At 47.9% G+C, this 20,203-nt stretch carries 17 protein-coding genes and 1 pseudogene; 2 read left to right on the plus strand and 16 right to left on the minus strand.

All coding sequences use genetic code 11. The features are described from left to right. Positions 1 to 136: 136 nt before the first annotated feature. Positions 137 to 2,299 (minus strand): 1,3-beta-galactosyl-N-acetylhexosamine phosphorylase, encoded by a 2,163-nt coding sequence (gene gnpA / locus DWZ38_RS08970; RefSeq protein ID WP_021926435.1) that lies wholly within the window; start codon positions 2,297 to 2,299, stop codon positions 137 to 139. Between the two features lie 317 nt (positions 2,300 to 2,616). On the opposite strand from gnpA, the gene DWZ38_RS08975 reads away from it, so the two are divergent. Beyond that, positions 2,617 to 3,441 carry an AraC family transcriptional regulator gene (locus tag DWZ38_RS08975; RefSeq protein WP_117851816.1) on the plus strand — a complete coding sequence of 275 codons (825 nt, stop codon included), beginning with the start codon at positions 2,617 to 2,619 and terminating at the stop codon, positions 3,439 to 3,441. 66 nt (positions 3,442 to 3,507) lie between these two features. Here the strand turns inward: DWZ38_RS08975 and DWZ38_RS23435 are convergent. From DWZ38_RS23435 to DWZ38_RS09005, 7 genes and pseudogenes are all read right to left on the minus strand, one after another. Next, positions 3,508 to 3,645 (minus strand): annotated as a pseudogene (locus DWZ38_RS23435) (DUF6783 domain-containing protein); the annotation flags it as partial. Between the two features lie 30 nt (positions 3,646 to 3,675). After that, complete coding sequence (locus DWZ38_RS08980; RefSeq protein ID WP_178105306.1) at positions 3,676 to 4,764, minus strand: GGDEF domain-containing protein; 1,089 nt, start codon at positions 4,762 to 4,764, stop codon at positions 3,676 to 3,678. A gap of 114 nt (positions 4,765 to 4,878) precedes the next feature. After that, on the minus strand, positions 4,879 to 6,321 hold the full coding sequence (gene miaB, locus DWZ38_RS08985) for a tRNA (N6-isopentenyl adenosine(37)-C2)-methylthiotransferase MiaB (protein ID WP_021925288.1): 1,443 nt from the start codon (positions 6,319 to 6,321) through the stop codon (positions 4,879 to 4,881). A 231-nt stretch (positions 6,322 to 6,552) separates the two neighbouring features. Then, positions 6,553 to 7,056, minus strand: a complete 504-nt coding sequence (locus DWZ38_RS08990; RefSeq protein WP_117851823.1) for a DUF6465 family protein — start codon at positions 7,054 to 7,056, stop codon at positions 6,553 to 6,555. A 275-nt stretch (positions 7,057 to 7,331) separates the two neighbouring features. After that, positions 7,332 to 9,386, minus strand: a complete 2,055-nt coding sequence (gene recG / locus DWZ38_RS08995) for an ATP-dependent DNA helicase RecG (protein ID WP_021925290.1) — start codon at positions 9,384 to 9,386, stop codon at positions 7,332 to 7,334. A gap of 172 nt (positions 9,387 to 9,558) precedes the next feature. Then, on the minus strand, positions 9,559 to 11,244 hold the full coding sequence (locus DWZ38_RS09000; RefSeq protein WP_117852222.1) for a DAK2 domain-containing protein: 1,686 nt from the start codon (positions 11,242 to 11,244) through the stop codon (positions 9,559 to 9,561). 21 nt (positions 11,245 to 11,265) lie between these two features. Further along, entirely contained in the window at positions 11,266 to 11,625 is a 360-nt protein-coding gene (locus tag DWZ38_RS09005; protein WP_117851829.1) for an Asp23/Gls24 family envelope stress response protein, read from the minus strand. A 213-nt stretch (positions 11,626 to 11,838) separates the two neighbouring features. Here DWZ38_RS09005 and rpmB point away from each other — a divergent pair, with 213 nt between their 5' ends. Further along, a complete protein-coding gene (gene rpmB / locus DWZ38_RS09010) occupies positions 11,839 to 12,024 on the plus strand; it encodes a 50S ribosomal protein L28 (RefSeq protein ID WP_021925509.1) in 186 nt (61 codons plus the stop codon). Positions 12,025 to 12,123: 99 nt separating this feature from the next. Here the strand turns inward: rpmB and DWZ38_RS22210 are convergent, their stop codons facing one another. The 8 genes from DWZ38_RS22210 to DWZ38_RS09045 all read right to left on the minus strand — a co-directional run bounded on the left by DWZ38_RS22210 (position 12,124) and on the right by DWZ38_RS09045 (position 20,145). Then, on the minus strand, positions 12,124 to 12,261 hold the full coding sequence (locus tag DWZ38_RS22210; RefSeq protein WP_178105307.1) for a hypothetical protein: 138 nt from the start codon (positions 12,259 to 12,261) through the stop codon (positions 12,124 to 12,126). Between the two features lie 177 nt (positions 12,262 to 12,438). Further along, positions 12,439 to 12,813, minus strand: a complete 375-nt coding sequence (locus tag DWZ38_RS09015) for a GerW family sporulation protein (protein WP_021925511.1) — start codon at positions 12,811 to 12,813, stop codon at positions 12,439 to 12,441. A gap of 3 nt (positions 12,814 to 12,816) precedes the next feature. After that, complete coding sequence (locus DWZ38_RS22215) at positions 12,817 to 14,115, minus strand: hypothetical protein (RefSeq protein ID WP_178105308.1); 1,299 nt, start codon at positions 14,113 to 14,115, stop codon at positions 12,817 to 12,819. Between the two features lie 4 nt (positions 14,116 to 14,119). Then, on the minus strand, positions 14,120 to 14,431 hold the full coding sequence (locus DWZ38_RS09025) for a hypothetical protein (RefSeq protein WP_117851832.1): 312 nt from the start codon (positions 14,429 to 14,431) through the stop codon (positions 14,120 to 14,122). A gap of 141 nt (positions 14,432 to 14,572) precedes the next feature. Continuing rightward, complete coding sequence (locus DWZ38_RS09030; protein WP_117851837.1) at positions 14,573 to 15,028, minus strand: NUDIX domain-containing protein; 456 nt, start codon at positions 15,026 to 15,028, stop codon at positions 14,573 to 14,575. A gap of 121 nt (positions 15,029 to 15,149) precedes the next feature. Beyond that, positions 15,150 to 16,634 (minus strand): penicillin-binding transpeptidase domain-containing protein, encoded by a 1,485-nt coding sequence (locus DWZ38_RS09035; protein WP_173766598.1) that lies wholly within the window; start codon positions 16,632 to 16,634, stop codon positions 15,150 to 15,152. Next, a complete protein-coding gene (locus DWZ38_RS09040; protein WP_117851841.1) occupies positions 16,558 to 17,931 on the minus strand; it encodes an FtsW/RodA/SpoVE family cell cycle protein in 1,374 nt (457 codons plus the stop codon). Before DWZ38_RS09040 ends, DWZ38_RS09035 begins: the two co-directional genes overlap by 77 nt. Before the next feature lie 6 nt (positions 17,932 to 17,937). Next, positions 17,938 to 20,145: a U32 family peptidase gene (locus DWZ38_RS09045; RefSeq protein ID WP_021925517.1), complete on the minus strand. Its 2,208-nt coding sequence runs from the start codon at positions 20,143 to 20,145 to the stop codon at positions 17,938 to 17,940. Positions 20,146 to 20,203 lie beyond the last annotated feature (58 nt).

Consider the following 20,203-nt stretch of genomic DNA (forward strand, 5'->3'; position numbering starts at 1 on the left):
TCACCTCATAAAACGATACTACCTGTAGTTTAAAAGATTCCTCTTATAAATGCAACCTTTCTCCTGTATAAAAAGACAAAAAAGTGCCCGGGCAGATACATCTGTCTGCATTCTGCCCGGGCAATGCTTATTTGGATCAGATCTGATACCACTTAATTTCGTTTGCTTCTACATGAAGTTCAAAGCTGCTGCCATCGCCTCTGTAAATCACCGTATCCTGTGGCTCATAGGTATTATTTACCACACAGTATTTGCCGTTTTTCACGTATGCATGAACTTCCACGTTATAGTTTGTGGAATACCAGCAGTTCAGCTCCTCCTCTGCAGAGGCAGACCAGAGAACTGCACGGTAAAGCACACGGCTGTTCTTAAAGCTATACGGCAGTCCGCTGATGTAAACGCCGCGGCCTTTTCCGAAGGTTTTCACCGCCATCTGTACCTCCTGGTCTTTCTGGATCAGAATGGTGGTTTCCGGAAGCGCAAAAATGTTTTTCTTGCCTTCCCCGAAATCCACGGTTCCGTCTGTGTCTGCAAGAATAAAGTGATCCTTATGCTCTTCCCAGTTGTATTTATCTGTATTTAAGTTGAAGCCTCGTTCCTCTTCCACTCCCAGCACGTCGTCCAGCTGGAAGTATTTGCCCTGCCACTGATGGGCTGCTGGCTCCCCAACGCCGATGAATCCGCCGCCGTTATAGACAAATTCCTTCACGGCTGTAATTACAGTCTCATTGGCCCAGTACTCGCCGCCGCTCTGGGCTGTGTCTGCGTCTCCCACATTGATCACAACGTCGAAGTTTTTCAGAAGATCCTTATCTGCCAGAATGTCATCAAAGCTGATAAAGGAAACGTCAAATGGCGCACCGCTTAAAGCCTCGATGATACCGAAATAAGAGTAATTCTGTTTGTGGTAAATAGCGTGATGAACCATATGGTTGCCCCAGGAACGCATTTTGCCCCAGCAGTTTAAGACTGCAACCCGCTTCACGCAGTAAGGGGTAACGCCCTGAATGTTGTCGTACAGGGTGCGGAATTCCTGGCACACTTCCTTGATATACTGGACAAAATCCGGGAACTCCAGGGCCAGCTTTAAGTATCCGCCGTATCCGATTCTCTGGATGGGACTTCGCAGGATGGCACGCCTTGCAGTTACCCAGTTCACCTTCGCTTCTTTCACAGGATCCCCGCCCTCATGGAAGGTGTCCGGGAAAAAGTAAGGAAGGAAACGGCCTTCTGTGTATTTTACATTTTTGATGTCGCTAAACAGACGTAAGGTGGCGCCGTTTCCAACGCTTCCCACTACGGCATCAAGCCCGATGGATGCAAACTCCTCCATGAAAGGTTCCATACCGATCCAGTGATCGCCCATAAACATCATGGCCTCTTTGCCGTATTCATGGACAATGTCTACCATCTCTTTGGCAAGCTTGGCAACTTCTCTTCTCTGGAATGCCTGGAAATCCTTGAATTCTTTGGATGGAATGCGGTAGGTGTTGTTCATGTAGCCCTGATCGATAATGTATTCCGGGCGGAAAGGATAGCCCACTTCTTTTTCAAACTGCTCCAGCACATAAGGGCTGACTGATGCAGAATAACCGAACCAGTCCACATATTTTTCCCGTGCCAGCTCATCGAAGATCAGGGTGAACTGATGGAAAAAGGTGGTGAAGCGAACCACATTGACATAAGGATGGCTGTCCAGGAAACGGCGGAGACGCTCCAGGGAATGGGCTCTTGTCTTTGGCTGGCGCACATCAAAGGTGATCTGGGGCTCTACGTCCTTCCAGTCGTTTACCACTGCGTTGTACATATGTACCGGGTCCCACATAATATATGCCAGGAAGCTTACGGTGTACTCATGGAAAAGCTTCGCCGGGGTGATTACCACATTTCCGGTCTCTTCGTTGTAGGACCAGTCGGTTACCGGCACTGCTTCGCCTGTGGTGCGGTCTATAACTTCCCACCATCTTGTAATGTCGTCACGGGTGTTGACCTTCAGCATATCCGGGTAAAGGTGATCCATCAGGTGAATTTCCAGTGTCTCAGAAACTGCGGTGTGGAAGGAGCTCATAATGTACATCTGCTGGATCTCGTCCGGGTTGGCTTTTGCCCAGGCGTTGTCTTTTCTTGTGGTGTAGTAAGTGGCGTAGATCTTCGCTCCGGTGTCCTTCAGTTCCTGGGGAAATTCCGTTCCGTCGCAGTCACGGATGGCGTCTGCGCCCCACTCGTCCATAATATCCAGTGTCTCTTTTACCACATCCAGGTTTGTTGGTATGGTAACACGTCCTTTTTTTGCTTCCATTTTCGGTACCTCCGTTGTTGTAAAATCTTATCCTCATTCAGCGCTTTCGCAGCTGCGCAATTGCCTATAATCTCTATTCTTAGAATAAGAGTTTCGCAGGCAGATTTCAACGGAGGTCTTGCTTTGCTTTTTAGAAATCTTGCGGTCTTTTTTGTTCTGTGATATGATAAGGTTATTCATAACATTATTGCCTATATGAATGAATGCATGTATGTTTACAATAACTGCTCACAGATAATATTCACGGAACACTGCGATCCCTTCATTCCCAGTATCCTTCGTGATACTTTTACCAAAATAGTTCAGGAGGCGCTGCTATGAGTACACGCTCTTTTTCCTTCGATTTTGAAAATCCCCTTGCCCAGGAAGCGGTTCTTGTGAACGCTTCCCTTTCCCGGTATGAAAATGACTGGCCCAGCATTCCCCACACCCACGCCTTTACAGAATTGTTCTATGTGCTGGAAGGAAGCGGGGAATTTGTGATCGAGGACGAAACCTTCACCATCTCCAAAGATGACCTGATCATTGTGAATCCCCACATCCAGCACACGGAAACTTCCAGAAACGCAGCGCCCCTTTCCTATTTCACAGTAGGCGTGGACGGGATCAGTTTCTCTTTTCACGATCAGAAAGAGTTCCAGATTTTTAACTGCCGGAAGAAAAAGACGGACCTGCAGTTTTATTTCCACTCCCTTTTCACAGAGCTGGACCAGAAAAATCCAGGCTATGAGGAAATCTGCCGCCATACCCTGGCTATTCTCATTATGCAGCTGCGGCGGATTACCGTATCCGGATTCCAGCTGGTTCCCTCCCTTCATCCAAGCAGGGAGTGCGCCCAGGTCAAGCGCTATCTGGACGCCAGCTACAGTCAGGAGATTACCCTGGACACCCTGGCAAAACTGACCCATCTGAACAAATACTATCTCAGCCACGAATTCACCAGGTATTACGGCATCTCGCCTATTAACTACCTGAACCACAGGCGCATTGAAGTGTGCAAGGATCTTCTGGAAAATACGGACTACGATATTTCCACCATCGCCCACCTGGCCGGATTTTCCTCCCAGAGCTACCTGGCACAGAGCTTTCGAAAGCACTGCCAGATGACCGCGGTCGAATACAGAAAGAGTGTCAGAAAATAAGAGAGACCGTTTCATATAAGTCTCTCTAGAGCGTGTTTGAAAAAGGCTTTCTGCAAGATGTGCGTCACAATTTGTGGGAGATTTTGTCCGGATGAGGGCGCCGTAGCGGGCTACGGCAACTGAATTCGGGCAAAATATACCGCAAAGTGGGGCGTGCAGATTGCAGGAATGCTTTTTCAAACACGCTCTAACATCAGCCAGCATGCCCCTCACACGAAAAAGGCCAGGCAGTCTTTAATAGATCACCCGGTCTCGTCCTTGTTTCTTTCCCATATAAAGCTTGTCATCCACGTTCTTCAGAAGCGTATCAATGCTGGAGGAAAAATCATTCTCCTCAACTCCAAAGGTCATGGTCACCTTCAGCCACTCTCCCTTCCAGTCAAAAGGATCGTTGTCCAGCCGCATACGCAGCACATTCAAGATCTCGCATACCTGGTCCCCGTTCATGTCCGGGAAAAAGAAAATAAACTCCTCTCCGCCCCAACGGCAAAGCCTGGCATGCTCCCCCAGCACCTCGCTCATATGCCTGGTGATCCACACCAGCACTGCATCCCCGCAGTCATGACCCCAGTTGTCATTAATTTTCTTAAAGAAATCAATGTCACCCATTCCCAGGGTAAAGGCCATATTGGAGTCCTTCTGATGCTTCTCTGTGATGTACCGCATCATCTGGCGACGGTTCCAGAGCCCGGTCAGCGGGTCGGTGCCAGCCTGCTTCTTCAGCTGCTCATTGTAGAGCACCAGCTTCTTCTCTGCAGACTCCACATTGGAGCTGAACATGGCACACACAACTCCCATAAGCACAAAGGAGAGGATCATGTTCATAATCTGCAGTACAACCGTTGCGTTCTCAGTAAGCCCATAATAAGGCTGGTTCCTCCTGCAGTAAACAAACAGCACAAACCGCACAGCAAACAGAAACGCCGTGTATCCGATCTTATATCCCACCCCATTGTAAATGGCAAAATACACCAGCACCAGCATCTCAAACATCAGGTGCTGAATACCGCAGTCCCAGCCATACATCAGGATAAAGATCACAACCCACGCCAGCTGCAGTGTCACGCACATCACTACGCCGGTACGTACCCGAAGCCTGTAGGTTCCGAAAAAGATCAACGCTGCCAGCACTGCAAACACATATCCGATCCACCCTCTTGTCCGTGGACTTACCAGGCACATTACCAGTGGAAAGATAAGAAAATACAGTCCAAGAAGCAGCATGATATTCCGAAGGAGAAACAGGATACGCTGGGGTTCATTCTCATGAGCTGCTTCTTTCTTGAGTAGTGAATAAAACCTTCCGCACAGTTCTTTCAACATATACGGTGCCGCCTTTCCCATGAGTGTTTGTTATTTTCTATTTTGCACTATTTTATACAAAATTGCAACCATTTCCAGGAAATTTATGTGATTTTTTGCTATGAAGTAATCAACTTACACCTGAGTTCCCATATAGTAGAAGCCCTTGCAGGTATCCAGTCTTACATTGATATATTTGCCAAGAAGATCCGGGGTTCCCGGGAAGTGTACCAGAAGATTGTACTGGGTTCTTCCTGTGAAAATGCCCTTCTCCTTGCTCTCGGTCTCTACCAGAACTTCCTGCACTTCGCCCTCAAATCTGGAGGAAGCCTCTCTTCCTTTCTCCTGAACTAGTTTCAGAAGACGATCGAAACGGTCTTTTACCACATCCTCCGGCACCTGATCCTCCATCTTGGCTGCAGGGGTGCCGCTTCTCTTGGAATAGATAAAGGTAAATGCAGTGTCAAAGCAGGATTTCTCCACCACATCCAGAGTCTCCTGAAAATCCTCCTCGGTCTCGCCTGGGAAGCCTACGATAATATCCGTAGTTAGGGAAATATCCGGCACTGCCTTACGGATCTTCTCAACCAGACCAAGGTATTTCTCCTTGTCATAGTGACGGTTCATCACCTTCAGAATACGGCTGCTGCCGGACTGCATGGGAAGGTGAAGGTGATGGCAGACCTTCTTGCTTTTTCCCATGTACTCGATGAGCTCGTCAGAAAGATCCTTCGGGTGGGAGGTCATGAAGCGGATTCTCTTCAGGCCTTCGATTGCCTCAACCTTCTCAAGAAGCTGGGCAAAAGTGACCGGATTCTTCAGAGTCTTGCCGTAGGAGTTTACGTTCTGTCCAAGAAGCATGACCTCAGTCACGCCATCTGCCACCAGTGCCTCGATTTCTTTCACAATGGCCTCCGGCTCACGGCTTCTCTCCCGGCCTCTTACGTAAGGTACGATACAGTAACTGCAGAAATTGTTGCAGCCGAACATAATGTTGACGCCGGATTTGAAAGAGTAATTGCGTTCTGTAGGAAGCTCTTCCACAATCTTGTCGGTGCCTTCCCAGATGTCGATCAGCTGGCTGTCACGGTTCTCCATCTCATAGAACAGCTCGGCGAACTTGAAAATATTGTGGGTTCCGAATACCAGATTGACAAATGGATAGTCCTTCTGGATCTTGTCCACCACCTGTTTCTCCTGCATCATGCAGCCGAAAAGGGCGATCTTCATATCCGGGTTGGATTTCTTCAGGCTGTGAAGCTTGCCAAGACGTCCGTATACCTTCAGATTGGCGTTCTCACGGACGGTACAGGTGTTGTAGATAACAACGTCGGCGTTCTCTGTGTCCTGTCTCTTAAAGCCGATCTCGTCCATGATTCCGGCTACTACCTCGGACTGCTTCTCGTTCATCTGACAGCCAAAGGTCTGGAGACAATAGGTGATAGGGCGTCCAAGTTCCTGCTCCTTGAGGGTAACCATAGTGGCAAGCTTGGCCATGTAATAATACTGGCGGCCGGCATCATCTGTAGGCGGCGCGCCAGCGGTATCTATTTTGCTGAAGTCAATTTCGTTAAACATAGTTTTTCCTTTCTGAATAAGTAATATCATAAAAACAACCCCTGGATCACAGGGGTTGTGGGATTGCCTGCAATGTAAAGAAAAAATTTCGTTACATTTTAATATTTTATCGTATTTACACCTGTTTGTCCAGAGCATGTTTGAAAAATCATCCGCTCTGTTTCAGGCATAAAAAAAGCCCCGGAGCGTCTGTCTTCACAGATTCCCCGAAGCTTCCAGTTTAAGGAAAAATTACAGTTCGATGTAATGTCCCTCTGCTTCACCGTTTACTACATAGTATGCCTTGTTCTCTTCTGGTTTTACGTAAACTTTAATATCCTGGATGTCTTCTTCTTTCTTTCCGGTCATCTCTATCCAAGCTTTCTTAACATCAGACACCAGATCTTTGGAAGCAAATTCCTTGCCTAAGTACTGGAAATAAACTTCTGCTGTTGCTGCTGCAGCGGCTTTCTTTGTTCTTCTTACAGGCTTCTTAGCCTCAGCTTTCGGAGCAGCTTCCTTTGCAGGTGCAGCTTTTGCTGTCTCTTTCACAGCTTCCTTAGCGGTCTCTTTAACTGTCTCTGTTGCAGCTTTAACAGTCTCTGTAGCTGCCTTTACAGTTTCTACAACAGCGGTCTTAACAGCCTCTGCCTTGGATTGCTCAGCCTTTACCTCTGCTGCAGGTGCTGCAGCAGTCTTCGCTGCTTTCTTGGCTGCCATTGTTTCTGCCTTTTTTGTAGTTCTCTTTGTAGCCATTATAATAGCCTCCTTGACGGTGAAAATATTCTTCGTTCTTGCTTCTTCGTTAGGATACTACGATTTTGAAAATTTGGCAAGTTTCTGAAAATCACCCCTTGACAAGCCTTTTTCTTCGGTTCATAGGTAAAATTATACAAATCTGCTCTCATTATTTCCCGAAATCCCCGGGTTGAAATTCCAAATTCCTGAGAATTTTTGTTTCTTTGCACAGTTATTACCAAAAAAATTTCGTTTTTTGCCGTTTTTTTCGTCGCATATTTCCTCGTGACTGCCTACAATCCAAGGTTTTCAAGGTCATATTTCATATAAGAATTCAATCTTTCCCGCAGCATTTCGTTCTGTGGCAGCGTCAGTTCCCGGTCAAGCTCCAGGATTCCGCCAGCCGCATCACTGGCAGCTTTCAGCACATCTGCGTCCTGGTAAATATCCCCGATGCGAAATTCCAGCTGGCCGCTCTGGCGGATTCCAAACAGGTCGCCGGGGCCGCGAAGCTTCAGGTCTTCCCCTGCAATAAAAAATCCGTCGTTGGATTTGTTCAGGATCTCCAGTCGCTTGGAGGTTTCTTCCTGCTCATTTCCCTGCATAAAAATACAGTAGGACTGATACTCCCCGCGGCCTACACGGCCTCTTAACTGGTGCAGCTGGGCAAGGCCGAAGCGCTCTGCGTTCTCTACCATCATCACCGTGGCATTGGGCACGTTGACGCCAACCTCCACAACGGTGGTGGACACCAGCACCTGGATTTCCCCGCTGGCAAACTGTTCCATGATCTGATTTTTTTCCTTGGGCTTCATCTTGCCGTGGAGCATGCCGATGGTGATATCTGAGGGGAAAATTTCCCGGATCCGCTGGGTGTAGTCCGTTACATTTTCCCCGTCTGCGCCCTCGCTTTCCTCTACCATAGGGCAGATGATGTAGGCCTGGCGGCCCTGGCGGATCTGTTTCTCAATAAAAGAATAGGCCTTGGGGCGGTAGGAGGTTCCCACCACGCAGTTTTTAATAGGAAGACGCATGGCAGGGAGCTCGTCAATGATGGAAATATCCAGGTCACCGTATACAATAATGGCCAGAGTCCTGGGAATAGGGGTGGCGCTCATAACCAGAACGTGAGGCGCATTGCCTCTTGTGGTCAGCGCTTCCCTTTGCTTCACGCCGAAGCGGTGCTGCTCGTCTGTGATGACAAGGCCAAGGTTTTCGTAAACCACTTTCTCCTGGATCAGGGCGTGGGTGCCAATGATCACGTTGGCCTCGCCGGATGCAATCTCTCCGTAGATTCGCCGCTTCTCTTTCAGAGTGGTGGAGCCGGTCAGAAGCACTGGATGGCAGGAGGTGATTCCCTGTTCCTCCATAAGTTTGGTAAAGGCCTCGAAGTGCTGGTTTGCCAGAACCTCTGTGGGCACCATCAGCGCTGCCTGGTAGCCGTTTTCCACGGTCAGGACCATGGCAAGGAAGGACAGGATGGTTTTGCCGCTTCCAACATCTCCCTGAACCAGTCTGGACATAAGAGTGTGGCTGCAAAGATCCCGCTCGATCTCATGCCAGGCGTTTAGCTGGGCCCTGGTCAGCTTGTAGGGCAGGTTTTCCATGATCTGCTCCGTGGTCCACACTGGCTTCATGGGAAAGGCATTGGGGGCTTCTTCCGTCTTGCCCTTCAGAATCTGCACAGCCAGGATAAACAGCAGGAATTCGTCAAATACAAGCCGTTTTCTCGCTACCAGCAGTTCCTGCATATTAGCGGGAAAATGGATGGCAGAAAGGGCATAATTGTCATCTGCCAGGTGATAATATTCCTTGATCTCATCCGGGAGAAATTCTGTCTGCAGGTTCTGCTCTTCCAGAATCTGGTGCATCAGCTTGATGATCAGCTTGTTGGTTAATCCTGCCGTAAGGCCGTAGATGGGCTGCATGCTGTGCAGAACTTCCTCGTAAGCAGCCGGGGTGAAAATTTCCGGATGCTCCATTTCCAGGCGGCCTTTTTTCCGGGAAACTTTGCCGCGGAGAATGAAGCAGCTGCCTTTTTTCAGAGTGTTCTTCAGATAAGGGGCATTGAACCATGCCACGGCAAGGCGGCCGGTGGTATCTGCAACGGTGATGGAGATTACCTGGAGATTGCGGATTTTGTTCACATACACGCCTGTGGTGATGGTGGCGCGGATGGCTGCAACCGTGTTCTCCTTCAGAGAGCCGATTTCTTCCGGTTCCTCATATGCATCGTAATTTCTGGGATAGTAATGGAGCAGGTCGTCTGTTGTGGTGATCCCGATCTTCTGAAATAATTTTTCTGTTTTCTCCCCTACTCCCTTTAATTCACGAAGCTGCTTCGCCACGGTTTTTACCTCCTAATCATAAGTAACTGCCCATACTGACTTGTCTGAATTCACACAAAACAAACCGCAAAATGGGGCGGAAAAATTCCCGCCCCAAAATCAGGCTGCATCCAGCAGTCTTCTTTGTCTTTCTTGTATCGCGAATATGAAGCAACTGCCCTCTGGCATTCCTTTATTCTACAGAAATAATGTAATAGTAAATCGGCTGTCCGCCCATGTTTACCTCTACTTCGCAGTCCGGATATGTCTCTTCCAGTTCTTCTGCAAGCTTATTGGCAGCCTCCTCGGAAGTCTCGGCACCATAGTAAATGCTGATTACCTCAGAATCCTCGTCTACCATAGCCGCTACCATCTCCTTGGCAACTGCTTCCCGGCCTTTGCCTACTGCAAGGATTCCGTGATCACCGATTCCCATAATATCGCCCTCATGGATGTCTTTCTCATCCAGTCTGGTGTCGCGGACCGCATAAGTAACCTGTCCGGTTTTCACCATGGAGACAGCTTCCATCATGCCCTCTAAGTTCTCCTCTCCGGTCATATCCGGCTGGAAGCTGATAAGAGCTGTGATTCCCTGAGGAATGGTCTTGGTAGGAACAACTACGATCTCCTTGTCCTCGGTCAGGTCTCTTGCCTGATTTGCAGCAAGGACAATATTCTTATTGTTCGGGAAAATGTAAATGGTGTCTGCGTTTACTTCTGCGATGGCGTTCAGCATGTCCTCAGTACTTGGGTTCATGGTCTGGCCGCCCTCGATAATCCAGTCTACATTCAGCTCTTTGAACAGGGCAGAAAGTCCCTCTCCAACGGAAACGCTGATGAAGCCGTATTTCTTGCGCTCTTTGGCAGCCTTCGCAGCGGCATCCTTCTTCTCCTGCTCTTCCTGCTCCCTGGCAAGCTTCTGGGCATCCTTGATCAGCTTCTCCTGATGCTCCTCGCGCATATTATCGATCTTCATGCGGGAAAGTGCACCGTAGGTAAGGGCTTTCTCAAATGCCTGTCCCGGATGATTGGTGTGTACGTGTACTTTCACGATCTCGTCATCTGCTACCAGAACGACAGAATCGCCGATGGACATCAAAAATTCCTTGAAACTGTGTACTTCCTCATCTGGAAGTGGCTTATCCAGAAGAATAATAAACTCTGTACAGTAGCCAAACTTGATCTCTGCTTCTGCCTGCGGGGAAATCTTCGTTACAGAAGATGCAGGGGCAGCTTTCTCAAATGCAGTGTAGTCGATTTCTTTGCCAAGGTAGCCGTCAAATGCGCCGCGGAATACCTCAAGAAGTCCCTGTCCGCCGGAATCTACGACTCCAGCTTCCTTCAGGACCGGAAGCATCTCCGGTGTACGTGCAAGAGTCTTCTCTGCGTGCTCAAAAATGGCGCGGAAGAAAAGCTCCAGGTTCGCGGATTCCTCTGCGATCTCAGTTGCCTTTACAGCAGCCTCACGGGCTACGGTAAGAATAGTTCCTTCCTTCGGCTTCATAACTGCTTTGTATGCAGTCTCCACAGCCTTCTCCATAGCTGCAGCGATCACCACTGCATCCATCTCTTTATGTCCCTTGGTTCCCTTGGTAAAGCCTCGAAGAAGCTGGGAAAGGATAACGCCTGAGTTACCTCTGGCACCGCGCAGGGAACCGGAAGAAATTGCCTTGGCAAGGGTCTCCATGTCCGGGTCTGCAAGAGCGCTTACTTCCGATGCAGCTGACATGATGGTCAGGGTCATATTCGTACCGGTATCTCCATCTGGAACCGGAAATACATTCAGCTCGTTGATCCATTCTTTCTTCGCTTCCAGGTTCTTGGCTCCTGCCAGGAACATTCTGGAAAGTATCTTGGCATCTATGGTCTGTCTATCCACCACAAGTTTCCTCCTCTAATCCTAATCTATTGCACGAACACCTTCTACATAAATGTTGATCTTCTCGATCTCCATTCCTGTAAAAGCCTCGACTTTATATTTTACATTATTTACAAGATTATCTGCAATAGTGCTGATATTTACGCCATACGCCACGATCACGTGAAAATCCAGACGGATCTTGTTGTCCTCTGTGATCTTAACATTAATACCGTGCTGCAGAGAATCTCTCCTGAGCAGTTTCACAAGGCCGTCCTTCATGCTGACAGCGGCCATACCGATAATACCGAAACATTCTACTGCAACGCTTCCTGCATAAGTAGCGATTACATCCGTATCAATAATGATCTGGCCAAGGCCGGAATCTATACGTCCCTTCATATGGTTTACCTCCATTAATTTGATTTTCAAAATGTATATACTCTATTATACCCTTTTTCTTTCCATAACACAACGTCCAATTTTAGCACGCATTTTACCAAATAGCAAATTTATTTTAAAATTGTTTTAAAATTTTCCTTTTTTTGCTTGCAAAATGTAATTTCATCTGTTAGAATATGAACTGTTGAAAAAAAGCGTCAAGGAGGTGCTATCATGGCTAAATGCGCAATTTGTGAAAAAGGTGCTCATTTCGGAAATAATGTGAGTCATTCCCATAGAAGATCCAATAAGATGTGGAAATCAAACGTAAAATCCGTTAAGGTTAAAACTGAGAACGGAGCTAAGAAAATGTACGTATGTACTTCCTGCTTAAGATCCGGAAACGTTGAAAGAGCCTAAGTAACACCCGCCCTCACAGAAATGTGAGGGCTGTTTTTTTATAAAAATAAGAGCAAAAAAACAGGCGCAGAAAGGATTTCATTTCCTTCTACGCCTGTTTTATTTACAGAATAGATGATATCCGCACATCAGACACAGAGCTGCGGCGATCAGAAGCGCTACGGTCTCAGACACCAGAAGTCCGATCACCATCCCCAGTCCGATAAAAAACAGCATAAACCCAAGAACTTTTCCCATATCTTATACAGTCCTGTCTCTTTGGTTTAGTATATTTTATGCAGGGAGACCGCTTCTGAACACTTTTGCAGATTTTCTCTGTCTTCTGACCTGCAAAAACACATTCCAAAATCCTGTTTCACTTTCACTGGATTGAATCTGCAAATTGCAATGCACATCTTGCAGGTGTATTTTTGCTTACTCTTCTTCAGAGTCTGCAGTCTCAGCGCTGTCACTTCCGCCAGGTGCGAAGCGGTTTACAAAATCCGGAACCATATCCAGAACTTTGGTCAGTCCATCCTGATTCTTTACGTTGACAAGCTTGGTGGTTCCATTCTGGATCACCAGCACGGCACATGGAGTCATTTTTCCGGCGAGACCGCCGCCTCCGTTGTTCTTCTTCTCTCCTGCGAAAGCTCCGGCACCTACGCCAAAGGATACGTCCACCAGCGGAAGTATAATCGTATCGCCTACGTGAATGGCGTCTCCCACTACCGTCTTGGCAGCTACAAAGCCATCCATTCCTTTAAACAGGGAGCTTACTGTTTCTTTGAAGTTGTTTTCGTTTTCCATTGTTTAGTCCTCCTTATGCTTCCATCGGTTGATGACGTATTTTACATTTTTATTGATATAGATCTCAAGTGCCGCCTTTACAAACATAATCCCATAAATCCGGCCTTTCAGAGATATATTTCCTGTGAGCTGGTTCTCCCCGTCAAAAAGGGGAGTGACCTGAATTCGGTTCTGATGGAATGGGAATGTCATTCCAAGAACCGCCAGAACTGTTCCTGTAATGGATGGATCATCACAGCCAAAAGTAACCTGGCCTTCCACTTTAGTTGGAAGTACGTGGTGGATCAGGCCTTTGGCATCTTTCCATACCAGGGCGATTGCGGCTTTGGTTTTCTCATTTCCAAGAAATTCCTTCCACCAGTCCAGCTTGCTTCGGATTCCGGCAATAGTATTTCGGATGTGCCGGATCTTCCCAAGGATGCCTTTTATAAAAGAAGTGATTTTCCTCCACAATGCCCCTGGAAGCCCTATGATCCTGGTTAGTATATCCCGGATACGGGTAAATAAAACCGGAAGTTGGCTCTTGCCGGACTCTGTGTTGACCGATTCCGAGGTTTCTCCCTCAATTACTTCTGGCACTTCATCTGCAACATCTTCTGTATTCGCAGCTTCCGGTGATTTCTTCTCGCTGACCGTTATTCTTACAATATCCGGTGATTTTTTCTCCGGCATTTCCCTTGACGGCTCCTGGCGAATTGGTTCCTGCTGTTCTTCTTTTTTCCTGGATTCTGCTTCGGAGCCTTCTTCTGTTCTTTCAGCTTCTGGTTCCGTTGTTTTCTCATGCGGCAGTTCTGATTCCTTTGCCTGGATTTCCTTTACTTCCGCTTTCTTTTCCGATGACTTCTCTGGCTCAGAGCGTGTTCGTTCTTTTTGTTTGCTGGACTTTTTCTGGTCATCTGCGGCAGCCTTTCCACTATCGGCAACCGGCTTCCCACTCTTTGCGCCAGTCTTCCCGCGGCTTCCCTGCCCCCGGCTTTGGCTTCTGCGCCTTCCACGCGCCTTGCGCCGCTTTCCAAGTCCATCCAGCCACCCTCGGATCTGATCCAGTGAAATCCCAAACAGGGTAATCACAAGCTTCTGCTCTCCGTTCTTGAAAAAGAACCGGACGCCGATCGCACGAAACAGCCAGCTTACCCTGGCTTCGATTTCGGCTTCCTTAAAGCTGTCGCCTTCCTTCGCGGCGGCCGCACTGTACCGCACCGGGCAGAACAGAACCAGCAAAACCGCCAGCAGCACAAGTCCCAGCAGGATTCCCAGAAGAATCAATATAAACTTTATGAGGATCCACAGTATATGTAACATGCGCTCACCTGTTCTTAAAATATTCTTTTACCTGAAATGCCCCTGTCTCACCGTAAATATTCTTCACGATATCCACAGCCAGATCAGTTGCTTCATCTTTGCCCTTCGCCATGCCGATAATCTCCGGACACTTGGCATAATAACTCTTCTGGATCAGCATATAGGATGGAATGATCTCCAGAAGATTTCCCGGATTCTCAGACAATGTGACAAGATACACGCCAAGTGCAACCTTGCCTGCATCAATGCGTTTCTTCGTCTTCTCTGCGTCCTTGATTCCTTCCCCAACATAATAGTCTTCCTGCCATTTCAGCATATCTGGTACAACACTCCTTTGTTATAGAATGATTTCCCTTTCTTCCCAAATTTAAACCAGTAAACAAAAAATGAATCTTATGTTTGCAAAAAGGCTGCGTAACAAGACTACGCAGCCTTTATGATTGCATCTTCGCATTCCTCAGAAATACTTCTGCTGCCGATCCCATAATCCGGCACTTCTAAGCTCCAGATATTCCTGATATGCCTTCTCAACAATCTGCTTCTCATTTGCAAAGCGGAGCAGATGGTAGATTTCGTGGAATTTATAGTATCCTGAATCCACGAAAAATTCCTCTCTTTGAGGCTTGCTATGATAATTATCCGCCGTCATAAGATACCAATGTACCTCTTTGTTGACCATGTCCTCCGGCACTGTGAAATTATACTGGCTCTTTCCCACATATTTCACAATGGAGGCTCTCACATCAGCTTCTTCCTTGACTTCCCGCAATGCGGTCTGTTCATGGGTCTCTCCGGGCTCTACGGTTCCTTTGGGTAAAACCCAGCCCTCGTAACGGTTTTTGTAAGACTTATATAACGCTAGAATCTTACCTCGATGAATTACCACACCGCCACAGCTCTTTGCTTCTATCATGCTGCAATCCTCCTGTAATGCGTGTGTTTTCTAAACTGTTTATAGTATACCTCTTTTTCAGAAAACTGGCAACAGGGAATCTTCGTTTACAAAAAATATATTATAATAATTACAGCATCTGTTATTTGTTTGCATAATATGCATCAAAAATCTGGCCTGCGATGGGCACAGCGGCCTCACTTCCGGAACCGCCGTTCTCTACGATCACAGCTACCACAAGATCCGGGTCGTCCACATTGGAATAACCGATGAACCAGGAATGGCTGTGGCCTTCCTCATCAAATTCTGCGGAACCGGTCTTTCCTGCCACTGTATAGCTTCTGCCGGAAAGGGATGAGGCTGTACCGGAATCTACAACCTGTTTCATCAGCTTACCCAGAAGATTGGCTTCGTTGGAGCTCATCAGTCTCTTATAAGGAACAGGCTCTGTCTTTTTTACCGTGTCATTGCTGTCATTGACAACCTCATCAATCAGATATGGCTTCATAAGCACACCATCATTTGCAATTGCACAGGTGATCAGAGCCATATGCATAGGCGATACAAGCGTATTTCCCTGTCCGATAGCCGTCTGCATAATAAGAGGTGTCACGGATTTCTTGTCCAGTGAAAAGCTGCTGGTCCGATAAGCGTTCAAGGGCAGGCTTTTGTTAAACAGAAGATCCTCTGCAGTCCGGCGAAGGGAAGCACCGCCCAGATCAACTCCGATACTGGCAAATGCACAGTTACAGGAATTGGCAAAGGCACTGTAGAAATCCTCCTGTCCGTGAACTGTATTGTGATAACAATGAATGGTATGATCCTCCAAGGTAATACTTCCCTCGCAGAGATAATTGTATCCCTCAAAGGTTCCCTTGGTTCTGAAATAGTCAAGGGCTGTAACCACCTTAAAGGTGGAGCCGGGAGGATATGCACCATTGGTAGCACGATTCAAAAGGCTGCTGTCATTCTCATCATTTACAAGCGTCTGCCAGTTCTGTGCTATGGTATTGGGATCAAAGTCAGGCTTGCTCACCTCCACAAGACGCTTGCCTGTGGATGGTTCAATCACCACCACAGCGCCTCTTCGATCTCCAAGGGCATTATATGCCACATTCTGAAGATTGGCATTCAAGGTGGAAATAACCGTATCTCCTGTGTTCTTGGTATTCAAAAACTCATTCTTCAGCTGGGTAAGGAAAAAGGAGTGAGAGGTCAGCAGCGTAAAATTCGCCTCTGACTCCAGTCCGCTTTTCCCATTGGAATCATAGCCCACAACATGAGAAAACACGTTGGAATAAGGATAATTACGTGTCTCAGTCCCGTCCTCGCTCACATTGGTCTGCGCCAGCACCTGACCGTCTGCAGACATAATCTTGCCCCGGACTACCCGGTCAGAAAAAGAATCCTGCCTGGTGTTGTAGGGGCTGTTAATAAAGTCATCGCTTTTGATGCCGTCGAAATATATCAGATACCCGATCATACTGATAAAGATGATCCCAAAGAAAATGGAAACAAAGGTATACTCTTTATTTCTGGCTTTGCGCTTTTTAGTAATCTCTTTCTGCCGCTGCTTCAGCAGCTCTCTGTCTCGCTCTCTTCGCCGCTTCTCGTCGATGTCTCTCAATTTCTTCGTCCTCGTCCTCTCTATAAATATACAGGCCCTGGATAATGGCAATCATCAGGATCATACACATAATGGAGCTTCCTCCGTAGCTTACCAGCGGAAGGGTCACACCTGTCATCGGAATGAATTTGGTAGCTCCGCCGATGGTGAGAAATACCTGGAATGCATATTCCGTGCCAAGTCCAATGGCGATCAGTTTATAAAACGGATTCTTAATCTGCAGGGCAATCTCCACAATGGTAAGGAAAAAGCTCATGCACACAAGGATCAGGCAGATTGCAAAAATACCGCCCAGCTCCTCGCAGATCGCACTGAAAATAAAGTCATTCTTTACAACCGGAATTTTCTCCGGGGATCCCTGGCAAAGTCCCATGCCAAACCATCCGCCGGTCCCGATTGCAAACAGAGACTGCACGATCTGGTATCCCTCATTCTGATATACCGCCATAGGATCCTTCCAGGCGCTGACTCGCTCCCGCACATGTCCGAACAGGTGATAGGCGATCACAGATCCCACAGCGCCTCCTGCCAGTCCGATTCCCAGATAGACCGGCTTCCTGGTAGACACATAGATCATCACCATGTAGGCAACAAAGAAGATCACCGCACTTCCCAGGTCTCTGGAAAGCACCAGGATTCCCACGTGAAGACCAGCCACCACCGTTGCCAGAACTACTTTCTTAAAGGTAACTTCCCTTGCAAGAAGGGATGCCATAAAGAACACAAAAGTAAGCTTGATCACCTCAGAGGGCTGAATGCCCATAAGGGAAAGCTTCGCACCATAGCTGGTCTGGGCCAGCACAAGAACGGCTGCCAGAAGGACAACGCCCACGCCTGCATAGATCCAGGTAAGGTCCTTCAGAAATTTCATCTTCCGGATCATAACCGGAATCACCAGTGCTACCGCACTTCCGCAGGCAACGATCAGAAGCTGCTTATTGGCAGAAGCGATGTCCAGCCTGCACAGCATAATAAAGCCTACGCTGAGCAGCATGCACATATTATTCAGAAGAAGCATGGATGCATTCTTATAAATCCTGCGGTATAAAATCAGGATCGCCGCGAAATACACCATCATCTCCGCATAAAATACTGCCACCTTAAAATCAAAGGTTTTCAGAAATACTACCAGAAACGCGGTGAAATCCAGAAAAAAGGTAAGGGAAATCTGGGTCTGCAAAAGCCCTTTCCTGTCGGATGCGTGTTTCCCCACCACCAGATAGTAGCACAAAATTGTATATATGATCATCAGTGTAAGGATCACATATTTGGATAACTCAACAACAATATTAATCATACGCCTTTACTCGGCTCCTCTTTTAAAATGACCTTTTGTAAACTCATATTCCCGGGATACCCTGCCTTCCCGATAGGCAGCTACAAAATCTTCCAGGATCTGCTGTGTCTGTCCGGCACTCTCTATGGTAAAGGACAGCCGCACGGCAGATACCCCAAGCGCCTTCACCTTGTCCGCCTCTTTTAACAGGCCGTAGGGAAGACTGTTGTAGATGATATTATAACAGGGGCCTTCCGGCTTTGTATTTCCGGTTTTCCAGGGGTGACAGTAACAGACTACAGGAAATTCCTTGTCATAGCGGTCCTTCAGAACCAGCCTGTCCTCCTGGCGATTGCAGCCTGTAGTGTTCTTGCGGACACACTGGGCGCTGTGCATCAGGGGAAGCCTGCCGTATACAATCACCTCGCTGCCAGCATTTTCCCTGTGGCGAAGCTCCTTCTCATTTAATTCCAGGGGAACGGTATTTCGAAGTATCTTCTGATTTTTCCAGAAATGAATGGCCTCATCATTCCATGTATAAAGGGAATGATCCAGCACGCATTTCTCAGAAAATCCAAGCTCTGCCAGACGGCTGTAGGATTCCAGGTTCCGCACCAGAAGACCTGTCATGCCTTCTTTCAGCCATTTCTGGATCTGGTCCAGATAGCCCTTGGGCGGATTTCCTCTTGTAATGTGAGGAAGGGAAAGGTACATCTCTTTGCCCTGGGAAAGGCCTGCCTGAAGGTATTTCTCCATCAGCAGGTAAGGCAGGTAAATGCCCTGGATTCCTTTTTCCCGGCAGAGAATCTCTGCTGCCTCATCGGTTTCGCAGGAAGCGTAGACTGGGATTGCTCCTTCTACACCATAGGAAACGTAATTTGAAGCCGATCTTTCTGTACTGCTGGCAGATTCTTCTGGCTTCATCTCCGCTTCTATCATTTTTTCCGCTTTATCTCTTCTGTATTTCTCAAGCAGCTTCTCCTGCAATTCTTCCAGCGCCTGGTGACGGGCCTCATTCAGAGTCTTCATCGGGACAAAAATGCTCTCTCCCATCTGGATATCCAAGCCTTCCCAGACAAAAGGCGTATTTCCAAGCTTGTCCATCTGCTGGCGGATGCGTTCCTCGGTTACAGGCTGGCTCTTGGCATACTGGACTTCTCCAAGAAATGCGGCAGCACTCTCGCCCCGGCATGATACCGTAAGAAACACAGGGGATTCCGGGAAAAGACTGAGCTCGCCTTTTATGGGCTCCTTAAGAGTCTTCGGCTGCAGGGATACTTCTCCGGTCTTTTTCTCATTGGTAAATGCCATCATCTGGGGACCGTTTCCCATCTGGTAATATCCTGTGCAGGAACCGCCGCGATTAAACAGGTCCAGAAGATATTTTCTGTCTTTTTCGCTTACCTGGTAGTTCTCCTGGCCTTTTTCAAAAAGAAGGTCCAGATATTTCCGGTACATGCCTGTAACGCCAGCTGTGTAGGAAGGCTGCTTCATTCTTCCCTCAATCTTAAGGGAAGTCACGCCAGCTTCGATAATCTGGGGCAAAATCTCAATGGTACAGATGTCCTTCAGGCTTAAGGGGCAAAATTCCCCTTTGCCGTAGTCCCGGGTCTTAAAGTTCTTCACCTGGTAAGGAAGCCTGCAGGGCTGTGCGCAGCGTCCGCGGTTTCCGCTTCTGCCGCCCAGAAGGCTGCTCATCAGGCACTGGCCGGAGTAGCTGTAGCAAAGGGCGCCGTGCACAAAGGCCTCGATCTCAATAGGGCTTGCCTGATGCATCCGGGAAAGCTCCTCCAGGGAAAGCTCTCTTGCGGCAACCACGCGGGTGGCTCCCTGCGCTGCCAGAAACTTCATGCCTTCCGGACCTGTGACCGTCATCTGGGTGCTGGCGTGAAGGTGAAGTCCCGGAAATTCCTGCTTCAAAACCGCAAACACGCCCATATCCTGCACGATCACCGCATCCAGTCCAGCCTCATAGTATGGCGTCAGATAGGCAATCAATTCTCCTTTTAGTTCTCTGTTCTTCAATAATGTATTGACTGTAAGGTAAAGCTTCCTTCCATGAATGTGGGCCGTGTCAATGGCCTTCAGAAGCTCTTCCTGGGTAAAATTCTGTGCGTATGCTCTGGCCCCGAACATGGAACCGCCTACGTAGACGGCGTCTGCGCCTGCCCCAAGTGCCGCCTCAAAGCCCTCGTAGGAGCCTGCTGGCGCCAGCAACTCTATATTTCGTTTCAAAGTATTTCCTCCAATTCCAGATTGTGGTTATAAAAGAGAAAAGAGGAATCACCTAGGC

This window comes from Ruminococcus sp. AF31-8BH, assembly GCF_003460605.1.
In the GTDB taxonomy this organism is placed as follows: Bacteria; Bacillota; Clostridia; order Lachnospirales; family Lachnospiraceae; genus Blautia_A; species Blautia_A acetigignens.